Annotated in this window: 13 protein-coding genes; 10 read left to right on the forward strand and 3 right to left on the reverse strand. The window is 46.5% G+C overall.

Features of this window, described 5'->3' with window-relative positions:
- Window positions 1-6: 6 nt before the first annotated feature.
- Window positions 7-6,600 carry an SNF2-related protein gene (locus L6442_RS33245; protein ID WP_443689910.1) on the forward strand — a complete coding sequence of 2,198 codons (6,594 nt, stop codon included), beginning with the start codon at window positions 7-9 and terminating at the stop codon, window positions 6,598-6,600.
- A 122-nt stretch (window positions 6,601-6,722) separates the two neighbouring features.
- A complete protein-coding gene (locus tag L6442_RS28420) occupies window positions 6,723-7,418 on the forward strand; it encodes a Fic family protein (protein ID WP_212978222.1) in 696 nt (231 codons plus the stop codon).
- 237 nt (window positions 7,419-7,655) lie between these two features.
- Here L6442_RS28420 and L6442_RS28425 read toward each other — a convergent pair whose 3' ends face one another.
- Together L6442_RS28425 and L6442_RS28430 are read right to left on the reverse strand one after the other, a co-directional pair.
- A complete protein-coding gene (locus L6442_RS28425) occupies window positions 7,656-8,714 on the reverse strand; it encodes a sigma-70 family RNA polymerase sigma factor (protein ID WP_212978223.1) in 1,059 nt (352 codons plus the stop codon).
- Between the two features lie 230 nt (window positions 8,715-8,944).
- Window positions 8,945-9,589, reverse strand: coding sequence for an exonuclease/endonuclease/phosphatase family protein (locus tag L6442_RS28430; protein WP_212978224.1), 645 nt, complete (start codon window positions 9,587-9,589; stop codon window positions 8,945-8,947).
- A gap of 296 nt (window positions 9,590-9,885) precedes the next feature.
- On the opposite strand from L6442_RS28430, the gene L6442_RS28435 reads away from it, so the two are divergent.
- The 8 genes from L6442_RS28435 to L6442_RS28470 all read left to right on the forward strand — a co-directional run bounded on the left by L6442_RS28435 (window position 9,886) and on the right by L6442_RS28470 (window position 17,027).
- On the forward strand, window positions 9,886-10,878 hold the full coding sequence (locus L6442_RS28435; protein WP_212978225.1) for a DUF3991 domain-containing protein: 993 nt from the start codon (window positions 9,886-9,888) through the stop codon (window positions 10,876-10,878).
- Between the two features lie 199 nt (window positions 10,879-11,077).
- On the forward strand, window positions 11,078-11,560 hold the full coding sequence (locus L6442_RS28440) for a hypothetical protein (RefSeq protein ID WP_212978226.1): 483 nt from the start codon (window positions 11,078-11,080) through the stop codon (window positions 11,558-11,560).
- Entirely contained in the window at window positions 11,541-12,776 is a 1,236-nt protein-coding gene (mobP3, locus tag L6442_RS28445) for a MobP3 family relaxase (protein WP_212978227.1), read from the forward strand. Before L6442_RS28440 ends, mobP3 begins: the two co-directional genes overlap by 20 nt.
- A gap of 320 nt (window positions 12,777-13,096) precedes the next feature.
- Window positions 13,097-13,801 (forward strand): hypothetical protein, encoded by a 705-nt coding sequence (locus tag L6442_RS28450; RefSeq protein ID WP_212978228.1) that lies wholly within the window; start codon window positions 13,097-13,099, stop codon window positions 13,799-13,801.
- Between the two features lie 14 nt (window positions 13,802-13,815).
- The gene (locus L6442_RS28455; protein WP_212978229.1) at window positions 13,816-14,667 is read left to right on the forward strand and encodes a hypothetical protein; all 852 of its coding nucleotides are present in this window, start codon (window positions 13,816-13,818) and stop codon (window positions 14,665-14,667) included.
- Window positions 14,664-15,167 (forward strand): hypothetical protein, encoded by a 504-nt coding sequence (locus tag L6442_RS28460; protein WP_212978230.1) that lies wholly within the window; start codon window positions 14,664-14,666, stop codon window positions 15,165-15,167. The genes L6442_RS28455 and L6442_RS28460 overlap by 4 nt, the downstream gene beginning before the upstream one ends.
- Window positions 15,130-16,701, forward strand: a complete 1,572-nt coding sequence (locus L6442_RS28465) for a VirD4-like conjugal transfer protein, CD1115 family (protein WP_212978231.1) — start codon at window positions 15,130-15,132, stop codon at window positions 16,699-16,701. The genes L6442_RS28460 and L6442_RS28465 overlap by 38 nt, the downstream gene beginning before the upstream one ends.
- 5 nt (window positions 16,702-16,706) lie before the next feature.
- Window positions 16,707-17,027, forward strand: a complete 321-nt coding sequence (locus tag L6442_RS28470) for an Mbov_0395 family pilin-like conjugal transfer protein (protein WP_212978232.1) — start codon at window positions 16,707-16,709, stop codon at window positions 17,025-17,027.
- A gap of 455 nt (window positions 17,028-17,482) precedes the next feature.
- Here L6442_RS28470 and L6442_RS33210 read toward each other — a convergent pair whose 3' ends face one another.
- Window positions 17,483-17,605: a 2Fe-2S iron-sulfur cluster-binding protein gene (locus L6442_RS33210; protein WP_373871801.1), complete on the reverse strand. Its 123-nt coding sequence runs from the start codon at window positions 17,603-17,605 to the stop codon at window positions 17,483-17,485.
- Window positions 17,606-17,682 lie beyond the last annotated feature (77 nt).

Below are 17,682 nucleotides of genomic sequence, written 5' to 3' on the forward strand. Positions count from 1 at the left end.
CCTGACATGAGCCGCATTTTGCCTTTGCGCCACCTGTACGCATCTGCTATTAGGGAGATCACATCCAGCGGGGACGACTGGCAACACTATCTGCACTTTGCTGCATCCATCTACAAATACTCATTTGACAACAGCCTGCTCATTTACGCCCAACACCCGGACGCGACCATGCTGGCTCCCCTCCCACTATGGAATGAGTTAGGCCGTTATGTGAAAAGGGGCGAAAAGAGCATTGCCGTCTGTGATTTCCAGCAAGGCACTCCGATACTAAGTCGTTTGTTCGATGTCAACCAAACGACAGGCAGACAAGTCCCTGTCCTCTGGAGCCTGGAACAGCTTGATACCGATGAACTGGCTGGGCGGCTGACTTCCTACGATACGCTAAACCTCGCTAAAGCCATTTCGCAGCTTGTGCATGAAACTGTCCTTTCATCCTGGGAAGAGTGGCTGCAAGATATTGAGCATGACATTCACGATCATTTCCTAAGTAACATCCCCTTGCTTGGACTAGAGCAACATATGGGCGACTTAATTGAAGACAGCGTTCGCTATCTCATCCATCGCCGCTGTCAGTTGCCTGAACCGAATCACACCGACTTTTCAACGATCACCCATTTTGATACTTTACCGCTTGCCGCACGTTTGGGCTATCAGGTGAACACTCACGCCCGCAGCTTGCTTACCGACATTGCTCGTTATGTAAAAATTATGGAACAGGAAAGGAGCCTGGCTCATGAATCATCCCGACAAACCGAAGTTGACGTACCACGAAATCGACGGACTGCTGTATCCGAACCTGCACATCTCGAACGAAGCGACAACCGAACAGCAGCCCCTAGGAAAATTCGGTCGACTGGCGCTGAATCATCTACGGAATCATCACCCGCAACGCTTTCAGATTCTTCAAATGGAAGGCAACTTGATGAAGAAAATGCAGCAGGTCGAACAAGAGGCGCTGGAACGGATGGAGCAATTGACCGATCAACTGCTTCGCCTTCATCCCATGCCACAGACGGACGACACATTGAAAAGAGCACAGCATCTGAATCAGATCAAATCGACAGCCGAGGAACTGGTCATGAACGACATCATCCTGAAACCACGGTAACCGAAGCAAATCTCCCTTCTTCCCCATCATCCGAGCCGCCGATAAGCGGTTCTTTTTTTATGCCCAATGAAGGCTCAGTTCTTTCAGGAACACGAACAGGAGAAGATATGCTGGCCTATCTGCTAATCAGCGGCAGAGGCGCTATGTCCGGTAAACAGCGTATTTATCAGTTTGTATTGGATCATCATCCCGTGAAAGCGCCTGATCTGATCGCTTTTCTAAAGCCGCTATATGGCATCGGCGGTGCCAGAAGAGATTTAGGTAGTGGATTGGTCGGCTACATGACAGATAGTAAAGGCGTTCAGCTTTCCTGGCAGGATGTTTCCGGGTCACATGAAGAGCAATTTAAATGGAAAAAAGTCAGCGATACATTACTGCAACTGATCTCCCAGGGGCATTACGATGAACAATTTGCTCCTTTTCCGCCTGTAGAACCGGAATGGACGTTATTTGATTACGCCAACGAACAAGCAGACGTTGAAGAGGACTCTGGAGAACTCGAAGGTCAGAACAATTTGCCCGAACTTACCGATAACCAGCTTCAAGACACTCGTTCCCTACTGGATACCAAAAACATTAGTGAAAACTCTACTCTTTCTCCAGATTCTCAACGCAATCTCCCTACTGCGGTAAACTATCGTTTTCAAGCCGAGCAATCGCCTTATGTATCCGGTGCAAAGAGCAAATATAAACGGAACGTGGAGGCTATTCGTCTACTCAAGCAATTGGAATCAGAGCAGCGGCAAGCGACTACAGAGGAACAACATATTTTAGCCGGTTATGTGGGCTGGGGCGGATTAGCGAATGCGTTCCACCCTAACGCGAATGGCTGGGAAACCGAATATACCGAATTAAAGCAGCTCCTGGGTGAAGACGAATATGCAGCAGCCCGTAACTCCACCATTACCGCCTTCTACACAGAGCAGTCCTTAATTCAGACCATCCATGCAACATTACAGCGTTTTGGCTTAACCTCCGGTGCTGGACGCCGCTTGTTAGAGCCTTCTATGGGCAGCGGAAACTTCTTTTCTGTTATCCCACCGGAATGGGAAAATGCTGAACTTCACGGCGTGGAACTGGATTCGTTGACGGGACGCATTTCACGACAACTCTATCCCAAGGCAAACATCCACATCCAAGGATTTGAAACCATTGATTGGCGCGAACAGCGTTTTGATGCCATGTTCTCCAACATTCCCTTTCATAACATTCGCATCCATGATCGCCGCTACAGCAGCAGCCACTACATTCACGATTACTTTTTTATCCGTTCGCTGGACTTGCTCAAGCCTGGAGGCATCTTGGCTTTTATCGTCAGCAAAGGTACTATGGACAAACAAGACTCCAGTGTACGGCAGATCCTGGCACAGAAAGCGGAATTAATCGGGATGGTTCGCTTGCCGAATACTACCTTTCAATCGCTGGCCGGAGCTACAGTCACAACAGATATTGTATTTCTACAAAAACGGGAGTCCTCGCTCCCCCTCACTCAAGAAGACATGCCGGAATGGATTGAAATTGGTGAAACGGCTGACGGCGTGCCTGTCAATCGCTATTACCTGTCTCATCCTGAAATGCTGCTCGGACAAATGAAATGGGATCGTGGCATGTACGGTGCAGAGAAAACCAGCGCATGTATTCCACATGAGGAACAGCCTCTGCTTCACTCCTTGGAGAAAGCACTTGGTACATTGCAAGCTCGCTTTCCTGACTTGCCAGAGCAAGTTACTCAAGAAAGCAACACCCGCTCCCCCCTCCTGCTGGATGAGGAAGAGGAGCCAATTCGAAAAGCGCCGCCTGGCACAAAAAACTTTACGTTTATTGTCGAACAGGAACGCATCTATTACTGTGAAAATGGTATTCTTCTCCCCCAAGACATCAAAGGCAGGAAGGCAGAGCGTATCAAAGGCTTATGCGCCATACGCGCGGCGCTTTTGGATGTAATTGAAATCCAATCCCGTGAATACGGTTATGAAGCAGAGGAACTGAAGCAAGCCCAGTCCAGGCTGAATCACATCTATGACCGCTTTGCTCATCAATATGGAGCTATTAACGAACGGGCCAATACTTCTGCTTTTACCGACGATGACCAACTGCCGCTGTTGCGCTCCATTGAAGATTTCACAGAAGATAAAACCTGGACAAAAGCCGCTATTTTCAGTCGTCCGACTATTCGAGTCAACGCCTTGCCGGAGCATACGGATGATCCGCTGGAAGCATTGCAAATTTGTCTGAACCACCGGCTGCGCATCGAACTGCCGTATATCGCCCATCTCTGCGGTAAAACAACGGATGAAGTGCGGGAGGCGCTTGGTGAACGCATTTTCCAAAACCCGCAAGCCTATACAGGAGATGTAGATGAAGGCTGGGAGCTGGACGAAGAATACTTGTCCGGCAACGTCAAAGACAAGCTCGCCTATGCTACGCTCAAAGCACAGGAGTACCCGGATGTATTTCAGCGCAATGTCGCTGCACTTACTCGTGTCCAACCTGCTCCACTGCTGCCGGGAGACATCGACTTCCGTATCGGCAGTCCCTGGATTCCAGTTAAAGTATATCGGGCATTTATGTATGAAACGTTTGGCACGGCTCAAATCATGCAGGATTCGCAGACCATTGATGTAGACTATCTCGAATACACCAATACGTGGCGCGTATCCGGCAAACCCCTGGAAAGAGGCTCGATTAAAGTTAACCAAACCTTCGGCACAGGGCGAGCCAACGCTTATGAGATTTTTGAAAGCAGCCTGAATCTGCAAAGCATTACCGTGCGTGATCCGTTCACTTATCTGGATGCGAACGGCAATGAGCAGATCAAGTATGTGGTCAATGCCAAAGAAACGATGATTGCCCGTGCCAAGCAGCAGCAGATGAAAGAAGCATTTGCCTCCTGGCTCTTTCAGGACAAGGAACGAGCCGATGCACTGCTCTCCATTTACAACGACAGATTCAATACGATTCGTCCCCGCACGTATGACGGCGATCATCTGGTGTTTCAGGGAATGAATCAGGAAATGAGCCTGCGCAAGCATCAACGGGATGTGACAGCCCGTATTATTTATTCCGGTACAGCGCTTATGGCTCATGAAGTCGGAGCCGGCAAAACGGCGGCGATGATCGCTGCAGGCATGTATTTAAGGCGTATTGGTGCGGTTCACAAGCCACTATACTGCGTACCCAATCACTTGACCGAGCAGTGGGCCAACGAATTTTTGCGCTTCTTCCCCTCTGCCAATGTGTTAGTGACCACGAAAAAGGATTTTAGCTTGGCTAACCGTCAGCGCTTCGTTTCCAAAATTGCCATGGGCAATTACGATGCCGTTATTATTGGTCATTCGCAATTCGAGAAAATCCCCATCTCCCGTGAGCGGCAGGAACAGCTCCTGCAAGATGAAATCCGCAACGTCTCCCGCATGATTAACCAGATGAAAAAAGAAAAAGGCGACAACTGGAGCATCAAGCAAATGGTTGTGTTTGAAAACAACCTGAAATCCCGCTTGGAACACCTGATGAATGAAAGTAAAAAAGACGACCTGCTCACCTTTGAACAACTTGGCGTGGATATGTTATTTGTCGATGAAGCCCATGCCTACAAAAACTGCTTCACCTTTACCAAAATGCGCAATGTTGCTGGGATCGGCAAATCAAGCAGCCAACGGGCTATCGATATGCTGCTCAAATGCCAATACTTGCAGGAGATGAACCAAGGACGTGGGGTCGTTTTTGCTACCGGCACACCCATTAGTAACAGCATGTCCGAGATGTACGTCATGCAGCGTTTTCTCCAACCTCACTTGCTGCAAAAGCTGGGACTAAACTTTTTCGATAATTGGGCTGCAACGTTTGGCGAGGTTGTTTCTTCCCTGGAGATTACACCCGAAGGCAGCGGCTATCGCATGAAATCCCGTTTTGCCAAGTTTCACAATTTGCCGGAGCTGATGAGCATGTTCCGTCTCGTTGCCGATATTCAAACCGCCGATATGCTCAAGCTCCCGGTTCCACTGCTGGAGGGAGATAAAGCCAGCGTCATCGTCAGTGACCGCTCCCCCTATCAAGAGCAGATGATGGATGAGTTCGTTGAACGAGCCGAAAAAATTCGGAACAATGAAGTCGATGCCAAAGAAGACAACATGCTCAAGCTGACTCATGAAGCCAAGCTCATGTCGATTGACCCGCGCCTGGTACATGAAGATGCTCCCGTTGATCCAATGTCCAAGCTGAATCTTTGCATTAATAACGTATTTGATATTTGGCAGGAAACACAGGCGAATCGACTTACTCAGGTTATATTCAGCGACAGCGGCACTCCAAAGTCAGGGCAGTTTAATGTGTATGATGAAATGAAATCCCAATTAGTTCTTCGCGGTATCCCGGAGCAGGAAATCGCCTTTATTCATGATGTAAATACGGACGCTGCACGGGAGGCTTTGTTCGAACAGGTGCGCCGCGGCGAAATCCGAATCCTGCTAGGCTCCACGCAAAAAATGGGAACCGGGACGAATATACAGACGAAGCTCATCGCTGCCCATCATATCGACTGTCCGTGGCGTCCTTCCGACATCATTCAACGGGATGGCCGCATTCTGCGGCAAGGCAACCAAAATGAAACGGTGCGGATTTTCCGCTACGTGACCAAAGGAACCTTCGACTCTTATTTGTGGCAAATCCAGGAGCAAAAGCTGCGCTACATCTCGCAAGTCATGACTGGCAGAAGCATTTCCCGCTCCTGTCAGGATGCCGATGAAACGGTACTGTCTGCGGCTGAAGTGAAGGCTGTTGCTGTGGGCAACCCGATGCTGGCGGAGAAGATGGAAGTGGACAATGAAGTCATCCGCCTCAAGCTGCTCAAAACAAACTGGCATAACGAGCAAGTCATGCTGGAACGGCAGCTCAGTCAGCATTATCCGCGAGTGCTGGCTTCCTGTGCGGAAAAGCTAGAGCAATATCAAGCAGATTGGAAGCTCGCTGAACAGCACCGACTCCAGGACTTTTCAATCACCTTGGATGGCACAGTTTATGATGAGCGTCCTCAAGCAGGAGAAGTTCTGCTTCTCTTATCCAAAGTCACTCAACTGGAGCATCAGGCTGTAAAGGTAGGACAATTCAAAGGATTCGACATTCTGCTGTCCCGCTCCGGTTTTGAGCATGTACAACTTCGAGGAACGGCGACCTACACGGTTGAGCTTGGAGATTCAGCTCTAGGCAATATCAGCAGGCTGGAAAATTTACTGGAGAAAATTCCTGCCAAGATTGAGGCAACCAAACAGCAGCAACAAGATACCCTCCACCAGATCGAGACCGCGAAGAAAGAAATCGGGAAGCCCTTTGAATTTGAAGATCGGCTAAGTCAATTTGTAGTGCGGCAGTCTGAGATTAACTCGGCGCTGGAGTTTAAGGAGTTACAGGGGCAAGAAATACTGAACGAGGAATCCGATGAAGAATTATTAACGGAATCAAGTCTAAACTGGAATGAGGATCATGAAAAAGAATAGAGGTTGTGGTTTAAGCTTAGAACCAAACTTGCCTGTTCCACTTTATCTTCAATTTATTAGTTCAACCCGATATAATAAAAAGTACAAACCGCACGTTACGCGGCAAAAGGAGCAATGGAATCATGAAGGCAAAGTACCATATGACGGCAGAACAAAACATTTTTGTAGCCAAGCGAAACATCATTGATTATATCTGGAAGAGTGCCAAACTGGAGGGCTTCGCCGTTACCTATCCTGATACAGAAGCCATCTTTAATGGATTAAGCGTTCCTGGCATCAAGGTAAATGAAATTGTTGGCGTAAACAACTTGAAACATGCTTGGCAATTCATCTTGGGGAATCTCGATTATCCAATTGACTTGACCTATATCTGCAAAATCAACCAGTTGGTTGGAGGAGATAACCTGATTGTTCAAGCGGGTTATTTACGAAAAGTTCCCGTTTCTATTGGCGGTACAACATGGCGTCCCGACATGCCTGATGAAGACCAAATCAAAGATGAACTTGCCAAGATACTGGATATCGAAAGTCCTACAGACCGAGCCATTACCTTAATGCTGTATCTGATGAGAAAACAAATGTTCTTGGACGGAAACAAACGGACTGCGATGCTCTCCGGCAATCAGGTAATGATTGCATCAGGTAGCGGGATTATTTCGATTCCTATTGAACATCAACGTACCTTTACTGGCTTATTGGTACATTATTATGAAACAAATGATATGGAAGAAATAAAACAATTTGTATATGATTTTTGTATTGACGGCATTCAGTTTGACCCGATTCAAGAGCAAGATGAGCCTGATCTCGAACGTTAACAGCCCAAAGAGCCGCATTCACACCATTGATGCAGCTCTTTTTCGTTTCCTCCCATCACTATAGGGCAATGCAGGAGCAAGCAGTAATGGATGAATCGGAAGATGAGCAACAACCGGAAGACTTGGGAGATAGAAAGTAATGGAACACTAACCCATGATAAAAAAGAAAAACCGCTCCAAAGGAACGGATTTAGTAGGCTTGCTTGCGCCAATCTTCAATTATAAATGTGTCAAAATTTATTTTTTCTTACTATATACCGCCTTTTGAAGTTTCACTAAGGCTCGTTTTTCCGTCTGTGACACATCTGTCAAGCTAATTTTAAGTTCCGTAGCAATATCTTGGTATGTCCGCTTTATTCCTGATGGTTCAAGTCCAAATCTTTTTATTATGATTTCCTTCTCATGAGTATCCAAGATATCAATATATTTATAAAGTTCTTTTTTATAAAATATATCAACCGTATCCTCTGAGCTATGCCCTGACTCATCAATATAAGTATTTGGGCTTCTTTCTTCTATCAAATCTAAGTCATAGCTAGGTTGGGTACTTTGCTTCTTTCTTGAACGTAGGTACATTAATATTTCATTTTCAATGCATCGCGAAGCAAAAGTGGAAAACTTCACCCCTTTTATAGGATTAAAATTTTCAAGAGCTTTAATAAGACCAACCGTTCCTATAGAAACTAAATCGTCAAAATCCTCATCCGTATGTTCAAATTTTTTTGCTATATATCCTACTAACCTCAAATTGTTTTCTAGCAGTACATTTCGTGCTAAATTACTTCCTTCAGCTACCCTCTCCAAAGATTCTTGAATCTCAGAAGGCTGAGAGTATGGAAAATTATTATAGTTAAATTCTTTAATTGATTCTTCTTCCTCTTCTTTGTTTCCATGGTTTGGTACATCTTCTGAGATATTATTTGGCTTCTTATGATTAGAAACTAATTCAAAATTATATTCACTCAAAATTTTCTCTAAAAAAATTTCGAGATTCGTCATATTCACGCCTACGTATTCTATTCCCGGGGAAAGCAGTTTAAACATAGCGGAATCATTAAAAAAAATAGTAAATACGTTATATTCCTGAATATATGGCAGAATAACCACAATATCAATCTGAATTGATTTAAGAAGAAATGGGTTATCGACATTACCAAATAGCCTTATTTGCTTATTCATTGATCTGTAAAAATTTTTCATAGAAGATTGAATAATAGTAAGAATCGATTTAATTGGTTCTTCTGAAATGATTTTTTCATTTAAATTGTATATTTCTAAAGGGATTGAATCGGGCAACTCACTTCACCACACATTCCTATAATTTTACAGTATACTATAATTTCAAAGAATATTTGATTGGTAAGTGATCTGAATACCTCTCTTTATCAGGGATCATTTCTTCATTTAACAGACTTTCATGTAAGGTACCAGTAAGTACATCAAAGGAATTGGTGTAATTTGAGATTAAATCGGGACGTATAAGAACCTGATCAAAAACAGCCCAGTAATTAACATACGTTTCCTTATTAACTGGAACATAATGAATAGTTCCAGGTGGGTTTCCCTTCCTGTGCGGTCAAATCATTTGAATATATGCTCCATGAAGGATTAAAGAAATACCGCTTATTGGACTTTGTCCTTAAAGCTGTTCTTTTACAATGAGTAGCCTTTAATGACAATTCACTAACCATTCCTTTGTCAAAAGGATTCATATTAAAATCACCAATGATAATTGTCTTCTCGACCTTGTAGATGCGTTCTATAGCCTCAATCAATCCAAATTGTTCAGTCGCACAAACATATCTGTCATTCACATCGGGATACGATGCTGGAGAGTCTAAATGAACGCCCACAATCATAATATGCTGCCCATCCATTTTATAAATCAATATTGTAAACCGCTGATCTTCCCTTAGATAAACTACATTTGAAGTAATTATTTTATCGTAGACTGCGACCCGGACATTCCCCTTCAGTTGAGTCCGAGAGGTATATCCATGTTGGAAAAGAAGTCGCTCTACCGACCTTCTACTTTGTTGAGTGGTTTCGCTAAGTATTAACACCTCAGGAACGTTATGCTCCATTATTAAATCGCAAACTGTTTGACTCAGTTCCTTTTTTTGTAGATTCCAAAACAGAAGTGTAAGAAAAGCTTGAGCTCTTCGCTTCATTATCTCTGTTCTTTTCTGGCAATAATTCAGGCCAGTTCATAACATCACCTTCAATTGTTTAATTAATTATCTGATATGTGAAACAGGAGTTACAGAAGTAAAAATTAGGAAATCGTTATATTCAAGATTATCACAATACTATACTTATTTGCTAATCTCTACGTTCTCTAGCATATAACCTGGTGAAGAGATACTCAGAGATATTCCGTTCTATAAACTTTCTTTCTAATATAGATTCTACTTACTTTATTCCTCAGTTCAACATAAATAATTTTCTTATTGAAAGGAAGTATTTCATGAGAAACAACTTACGTTTTTCTCATTCACAAATTAACCAAGCCAACAACATCAACCTTGTCGAATTCGTTAAGTCTCACGGCTACATTCTCATAAATGGGGGCCGTCGCGCGCTTCATGCGAAGCAAAGTGGTGGCCTTTACTTTTTCAAGGACAGTAATAAGTACTATCATTTTTCCACCGACACCCACGGCGGTCCCATCGATTTTGTCATGCAATTTTGGAATCTTAATTTCAAAGAGGCCGTTGCCCTACTCCTAGACAGTAAGACGCCCCACTACACCCTTCCTCACTCTCCTGATCATAAATTTACCGGTCAACTCATTCTTCCTAAGAAAGCACAAAATTACAGACGAGTAGTCTGGTATCTTGTCCATGTTCGAGGCATCGAACATGAAATCATCTCCTGCCTCATGCACGAAAAAAAGCTTTACCAACAAGACAAAACAGGAAACTGTATCTTTGTCGCCTACGATCAAGATGGCATTGCTAAGTATTGTTCTATGCGTGGAAGTACACCAGAGCGCCCCTTCAAGCAAGACAGGGAACACTCGGATAAAAGCTATCCCTTCCACATCCCAGGCAACGGCAACGGTCAGCGAGTCTATGTATGTGAAAGCCCTATTGACGCTATGAGCCACGCCACCCTCTCAAAACTGAGCGGCCTCGACTGGCAAACTGATCACCGTATTTCTCTAGGCTGCTTATCCGATAACGCACTTGAACGCTTTCTCTCCCAGCATAGCATCCAAGAAATTATCTTCTGTTTAGACAACGACCATAACGCCACCTTTCGAAACGGCAGCCCGGCTCCTAACTGGGGACAAGAGGCTGCCATTAAATTTGCCCAAAAGTATGCAGAGCTGGGCTATCAGATCTCAGTTCAAACACCAAAACGAAAAGACTTCAACGAAGACCTCATAGCTTTCCGAGAGGCTGAACGTGAAGCGAAACTCCCCCCAATTAAGGAGGAATGTGAGCATGAGCTTTAAACTTTTTTCTCATTGGATAGTAACTTTGCTTTTCCACTCTCCAAGAGGCCCGCCTCTTGGGAGTGGTGTAAAGGCAGGAATAGCAAAATGTCATTTTGCGACAATACAGCGTGAAAGCAGAGCTTTCACCGACATTTTGAGAGGATTAGCCCCGACAATCGAATGTCACGTTCAAATCCTCCTAAGGAAGGAGATGCCATTGGCCAGAAAAGAAAAAACAGAACAGATTACCGTCAAGTTGCCCAAATCTCAGTATGACTCACTTAAGAAATACGCGGCTTCCAAACATCTCAGCATGGCGGATGTAGTACGCGCCTTCATCCAAAAAGGGATGTCCATCGAAACCTACTCCCAAGAGATCGACTTCATTACTTCTATCATCCGCCAAGAGATTGGAATTGCGATTAACGGCCTCAGCAATCGTCTGGCCGGACTTGCCAGCAAAGACCTGATCATGTCCGCCGCGGCGTACTATTCCACGATTGCCATCATTGCCGACCTCATTGATCCCCACCGTTACACGACCTTTCGGGAAATCGAACGGAAAGCACGACAACTGGCGGTCGAGTATACCAAAATGAAGCTGACCGATGCGGAAAAGCTGTTCCTCTCTGGCGATGCTTTTGAGCAAAACCTGGAGCGCTTGCGTGGAGGACAATCCGATGTCGGCACTGATTTATAAGCAGCGCTTCTTTCATCCCAATCATCCTAAAACGGCCGTTAGCAACTATGTGCATATCGGGTATATCGCCACCCGTCCTGGTGCAGTCAAGCATCCAAACAAAAGACACGGGTTATTTGGTAAACTGAAGCCCGGTCCATTGCAAGCCTTTGATTCCTGGCAAGAAGTCGCTCGGATTGCCCGACAAATCTCCCGGGAAGGCAAAAATATGTACCGCAGTGTTATTTCGTTTCAAACCTCGACCGCGCTTGAACTTGGCTTAATGGACTTCTCAGATTGGCAGCAGTATATCGAACAACATATCGCCACCGTGGCTGCCCAAAACCAGATCAAGATTGAAAACCTATGCTGGGCCGCCGCCTTCCATAATGAGCGCGATCATCCACATCTCCACATTGTATTTTGGGACAAATCGCAAACGATCACCAAAAACTTCACCCATCCTGAAATCCCTAATCGCATTCGCAAGCAGCTCATCAAAGACACTTTTGCATATAAAATCAAGCAATTTTGTGCGCTACGCGACGAGGCGAAATCCGGTTTCACGGAACTAACGGACCGCCTTGTTGATGAATTTGAGGATTACCTGAAACGATTGAATCCAAAAGCATTCCGCACTTTCCAGCATCGCTTCGAACATGAAGACGAAGACTTCTTGATTCGATTCCCCAAACATCATCTCATCGAAACGTCTTCCGCCAAGCACTTGGCAAATCGATTGTTTGAACTCCGTCACTTTCTCCCTCCCACCGGCAGGCTCGCCTATCAACTGCTGCCACAGGAAACCAAAATACATCTCGACGAGCTGGTGCAAGAACTACTCAATGACAATCGCTATCTGGCGCAATTGGTCGAGGATTATGTACAGGCCAAGCTGGAGCTTGCCCGTCTCTATACGTCCGATCCGGATCGTATGGAGAAACAGCGCGGCAACTATCAAGCGGAGGCAGAAAAGCGGATTGCAAACCGCATCCTTTCCACACTACGCACCATGATCAAAATGGAGATGGAGTCGGCATCTGCCATACGGCAAGCAGATCGGCAACATGCACTCGCTGAGCAGCTACTGTTGGAACTGCTGAACATGATGGAGAATCTTGCGATGCGTATCCGATTGGATGTCGATGACAAACTTAACGTAATGGGTGGTGAACTGTCCAAGCAAGCCAAAAAAGAATGGTTGCTACGGCACAAAGACCGCGGCATGGAAAGATAATTCTGCCACTCTTTTTTGTGGACAACCCGTGTACAACATGTGTATAAACTGTGGATGATTCAAATCGAAAGGAGCTATTCGATGTTCTTTACAGATGGAAAACTTCGCCCCTATGAACAACTAATGCGCCAGTCCCCACGCCGGCCGCCCTCAAACAAAAAGCAAAAAGAACACTCTCAACCTCTCTCGAAATCACGTCCAAAGATGCCCAGCAAGGAGCAAACAGATAGAATCACTGATCGGCTGTTGGAACCTGATGCGGAAGCAGATCAAGAAAGCTAATGATTACTTTACCGACCATCTGAAAGGTGGGGAATCCCTTGAAAAGCAAAAGCGAATTTTACAAAGCCTTTTTTGCTGCGCTTGTCGAGCAGGGAATCGAAGTTCACCGCTCTACCTCCGCCGACTATTTGGCTGATTTTTATTGGAAAGACCAGCTCATTGCCTTTTTCACTCGTATGGACAGCCTCGAAAAAAATCCCTTTGTCACGGTTCCTGACCGACTAATGAGCGGGATTCAAGACTTGGCCCGCAAAACGGCGTTGCAGCTTGGCATCTGCACCGAAAAACCGTACACAGACAAAGATGCCAAAATTGCCAACGGTGTCTATAAGTTGTGCGAGTACGGCGATGTCGTGCTGGCGTGTAAGCATCATCCGCTGTTCGAATACGTCTTTTCCACTTATCGCATGTCCCCGGACAACGGGACCCCTGTACAGCGCCAATACTTCTACAACAAAGAAGAAGCGTTGGAGAACTTTGCGTGCCGCAGCGGGTTAGTCGATGAACGAAAATTGTTCAATGAAGCTGAATTACTGCTTATTCACGATGAAATGGTCAAATTCCTCATCACGCCGAATGACAAAACAGTCGTGCAGTTTGAGCAGGTACAGATCCTGATTGATAAGCTGGAAGACCTGTTGCCCGCGCTAAAAGATCGGGAAATCCACCTCGATTACGAGCAAGAATTTGCCCATGATTACGACGGCAATCCGGAAGCACTGGAGGTCGCCGACGAACGATAAAGGAGGTCGCTCACATGTCCAAGCCGGAAAGCTCCATATGGGGCAACATTTTAACCTGCATCGAAATCGGCTTGCACATCTACGGCATTATCGCTGAGAAAAACAGCGGTGTGGTACTAGATGCCGATTACGCCAAAGAGGCGCTTAGTGAACAAGCGTTGCAAGCCGGAGAAGTTCATGGCGATCACATCTATTTTGACGATGTGAAGAGCGTCATTCCCGCTTACGAATTGCTGCAACAGGATGCCATAACCGACCCTGAATTTAAGGAACACTGCGGCAGCCCCGAGCAACTTGCCGAAGAAGGTAAGTTTTTCGCACCAGAATACTTTGGAGAGTTTTCTGCACCGAGTGCAACGCCTTGGGGCGAGATCACTGGTAATCGCTTCCTTCATAACGGGCTATATATGCTGGAAAGTCGCGGGGAATGGCAATTAGCTGTGCATCAAACGATTGCCGAACATTGTTTGTCTGAGTCCGCTCAACAGTTAGCCCCTGGATATGGCGATTACCTCTACTACCCGCTGGATGCCTGCGCGATCCCGATCTACGAATTATCCGCATCACACCCCGCTATTGCCGAACAAATTATCAGTGACGACAGTTTGTCGCATACGTTATGTGAAGACTATCCGGCTTACGTGGCGATGCACAACCTGCATACGGATGAATGGAGCCACATCCATGATTGCGCTGCACCCAAATCACTCTTTCTGCAAATCCAACTGGATCAGGCCGCTGCCGCCGAAGAAGAACCGAGCCATCGGCATATACAGGTTCCCTACGAGACGGACAAAATAGCCGCGCCGCTTCAGGCCAGGGAGCCGGACGATTTTTTTGAACCTACAGGAGAACTTGAACTTTGAAGACGAAACAAAAAGCCTGGATTTCTGGCCTCATCGCCGTGCTGGGAGGCGTATGCAATCTCTTTATCAGCAACGCCCTTCATTCCCTGTTGTCTGGGGAAACTTCCCGGCTCGCCCTTTCTTCCCTTGCCTCTTGTCTCGGCAGTCTGCTTATCCATCGCGGGCATCTTCTCCTATTCGTATGCCTGCAAAGCATTGTCCTGGTGCTTGCCGTTCTGTTCTTTCTCACGAACAGTCAGCCTTATCAAAGCAAATTACGGCAAGTCGCTCCCGGTATTGAAACACCGGTTCCTACTGGACAGCATCAGCACGGATCGGCCCGCTGGTTGGGAGAAGAAGAATGGTCCCACGCTTTTGATCATTACACACTTGAGCTTCGCCATCCGCTTATCCGGCATCTGATTCATTCGGGCTACGATGATCTGCAATTTTTGCACTCATCTAAACAGGAGGTCACGGAAGATGAAGCTGTTTCATCCGAAAACTATTCCGAAACTTGATTCATCGTTACCTCTAAAAACTGGCGGCATTGTGCTGGGGCTGAATCAGCAACGTGGAAAGGAACGACTCTATTATGTAGGTGATGATGTCCATACGCTTTGTATCGGCGCTACACGCAGCGGTAAATCCCGCTCGGTCGTCCTGCAATCCATTGGCCTATTGGCGCTTGCCGGTGAATCGCTTGTCATCTCCGATCCGAAAGCAGAGTTATTCCACTACAGCGCTCCCCTTCTGGAAAAGCTCGGTTATGAGGTACTCACGCTGGATTTTCGTCACCCGGAAAAGAGCCACCATTATAATTTGCTTCAACCGGTTATTGATGCCACCCTGAGAGGAGATCAGGAGCAAGCCGAAATGTTAGCCTGGGACATGACGAATGTGCTGGTCGGCAAAGCGCAGGGCGAAAAAATTTGGACGAATGGCGAAATGTCCGTTATCGCTGCCTCCATCCTGAGCGTCATTTGGGACAATATCAAGCGGCCGGAATATCAGAATATGACGAACGTATATTGGTTCCTCGCCGAAATGAACAGGCCAACGGGCAACAAAACACCGATGCAGGAGTACATCAAGCGTCTGCCGCAGCAACATCCGGCGCGAGCGCTGCTCAGTATCTCCGACATTGCCCCATCGCGTACTAAAGGCAGCTTCTTTACCTCGGCGCTCACGACACTGCGATTGTTTACGTCCAAGTCTATCTATGCGATTACCCATAAAAGCGACTTTTCTTTAGCCGACCTTGGCGAGAAGAAACAGGCGCTTTTTATTATTTTGCCGGATGAAAAGACGACCTTCTATCCGGTGGCCTCGCTGATGATTTCTCAGCTATACGAGCTATTGACAGCTGAGGCCGACAAACGCGGCGGACGGCTCAAGCGGCGTGTCAACTTTCTGCTCGACGAGTTTGGAAACTTTACGCCGATTGCCGATTTTACGAACAAATTGACGGTCGGCGGCGGACGCGGGATGCGCTTCAATCTGTTTGTGCAGAGTTTCGAACAGCTAAAGGAAAAATACGACGATCATGTGGCGAGTACGATCAAATCGAACTGCCAAACGTGGATTTATTTGCAGGCAGACGACTTGGAAACGCTACGTGAAGTCAGCGAGAAACTCGGAACCTACACCACCTCCAGCTATCAGTTGTCCGCCTCCCACGGAAAGTATACGACGCCAAGCACATCCCATAGTCTCAATCTGTTGGAGCGCAAGTTGCTAACCATAGATGAAGTGCGCCGCATCTCCCGTCCTTATCAACTCGTCCTCTCCCGCAGTCATCCTGCGATGATGTTCGCTCCCGATTTAAGTGCTTGGGCTTTCAATCGCATGATGGGACTTGGCGACAAGGAGCATAATCGCCGAGTACGAGAAGAACGGGAAAAGCGAAGGCCCATCCGAACCGACACCCGAGAGGAGGTGAAACTGTGGAACATATGGGTGTATTACCAGAAGGACATCGCAAGGCAATTAGCCGAACAGCAACGCGCGGCAGCCGCGCAAAACGGATTTCCGCCTTTTTCTTCCGAAGAGTAGAAGCTTTGATCCGCTTTTCTTCAGTGGCAGCGGGCGCCCTCTTTGGTTTCCTTTGCTTAACGTCTTCCGTTTCTGCAAACAGCATTCAGGATAGTAAATTAGCCAAAGGGACGGAGAAACTGATCGGAGACGCCACCACATGGCTGATGATACTGGCTCCCGTTGTAACCGGACTGCTCATTATTTATTTCTTTATTCGCCGATCGGCTGCTGACGAAATGGACACCAAAAAGTGGAACAACCGTATTATCGTCGCGGTTGTGTCTTGTATCGGTGCAGTGCTTGGTTCAGCCTTGCTCAACGTCATTATCGGTTATTACAAGTAAGACCAGCCTGCTGATATCGGCAGGCTATTTCATTTCCAATATCCATTTAGGAGGCTACTTTTTATGAAACAATGGCTGCAAAAGAAATTCATTCGTCCGGTAATCAAAGCAAAGAAAGCGGTAAGTAACCGCCGCGGAGAAGGTTTCGTGGATACGGCGGGTGCGTCCGTAAGAGCATAGTGACTGCACAAAGTCACTGTGTTCGCGGACGATGAGAAAATCTGCTTTGGCAAGCAGCAATGAAACATATCCAAATCATTGTCATCATCCCATTTATCCAAAAGGGAAACCTGGCGGGGAGTGTAGCATATGGGAAAATCCCTAAGTCAGCCTAACGATCAAGGCTGCGACTGCAAGGGTGAGATGAAACGTCAAAGACGAGGATCAAGGCTGAATTGCTTGAAGGATAGTCCGAGGGGTCATAGTCGAGACCTTAACGCAGGATCGTTGCAGCGTTAAGCGGTGCAGGAGCTGCATAGACTGCGGGTGCAGCCGTCCGGGATATGTGTACCGACCAACTGGAGTAACCAGTAAAGGACGAACGTCCGATCCGACACTTTGACATGCCTGTTTCTCATCGTCTAAACGGAGATTGCCTAAACCGGAACGCCGGAAAATCGGCTATGCGTAATGCCGCGAGGGGATAAATTTCAAG

It is taken from the genome of Paenibacillus azoreducens (assembly GCF_021654775.1).
GTDB classification, from domain to species: Bacteria; Bacillota; Bacilli; order Paenibacillales; family Paenibacillaceae; genus Paenibacillus_AQ; species Paenibacillus_AQ azoreducens.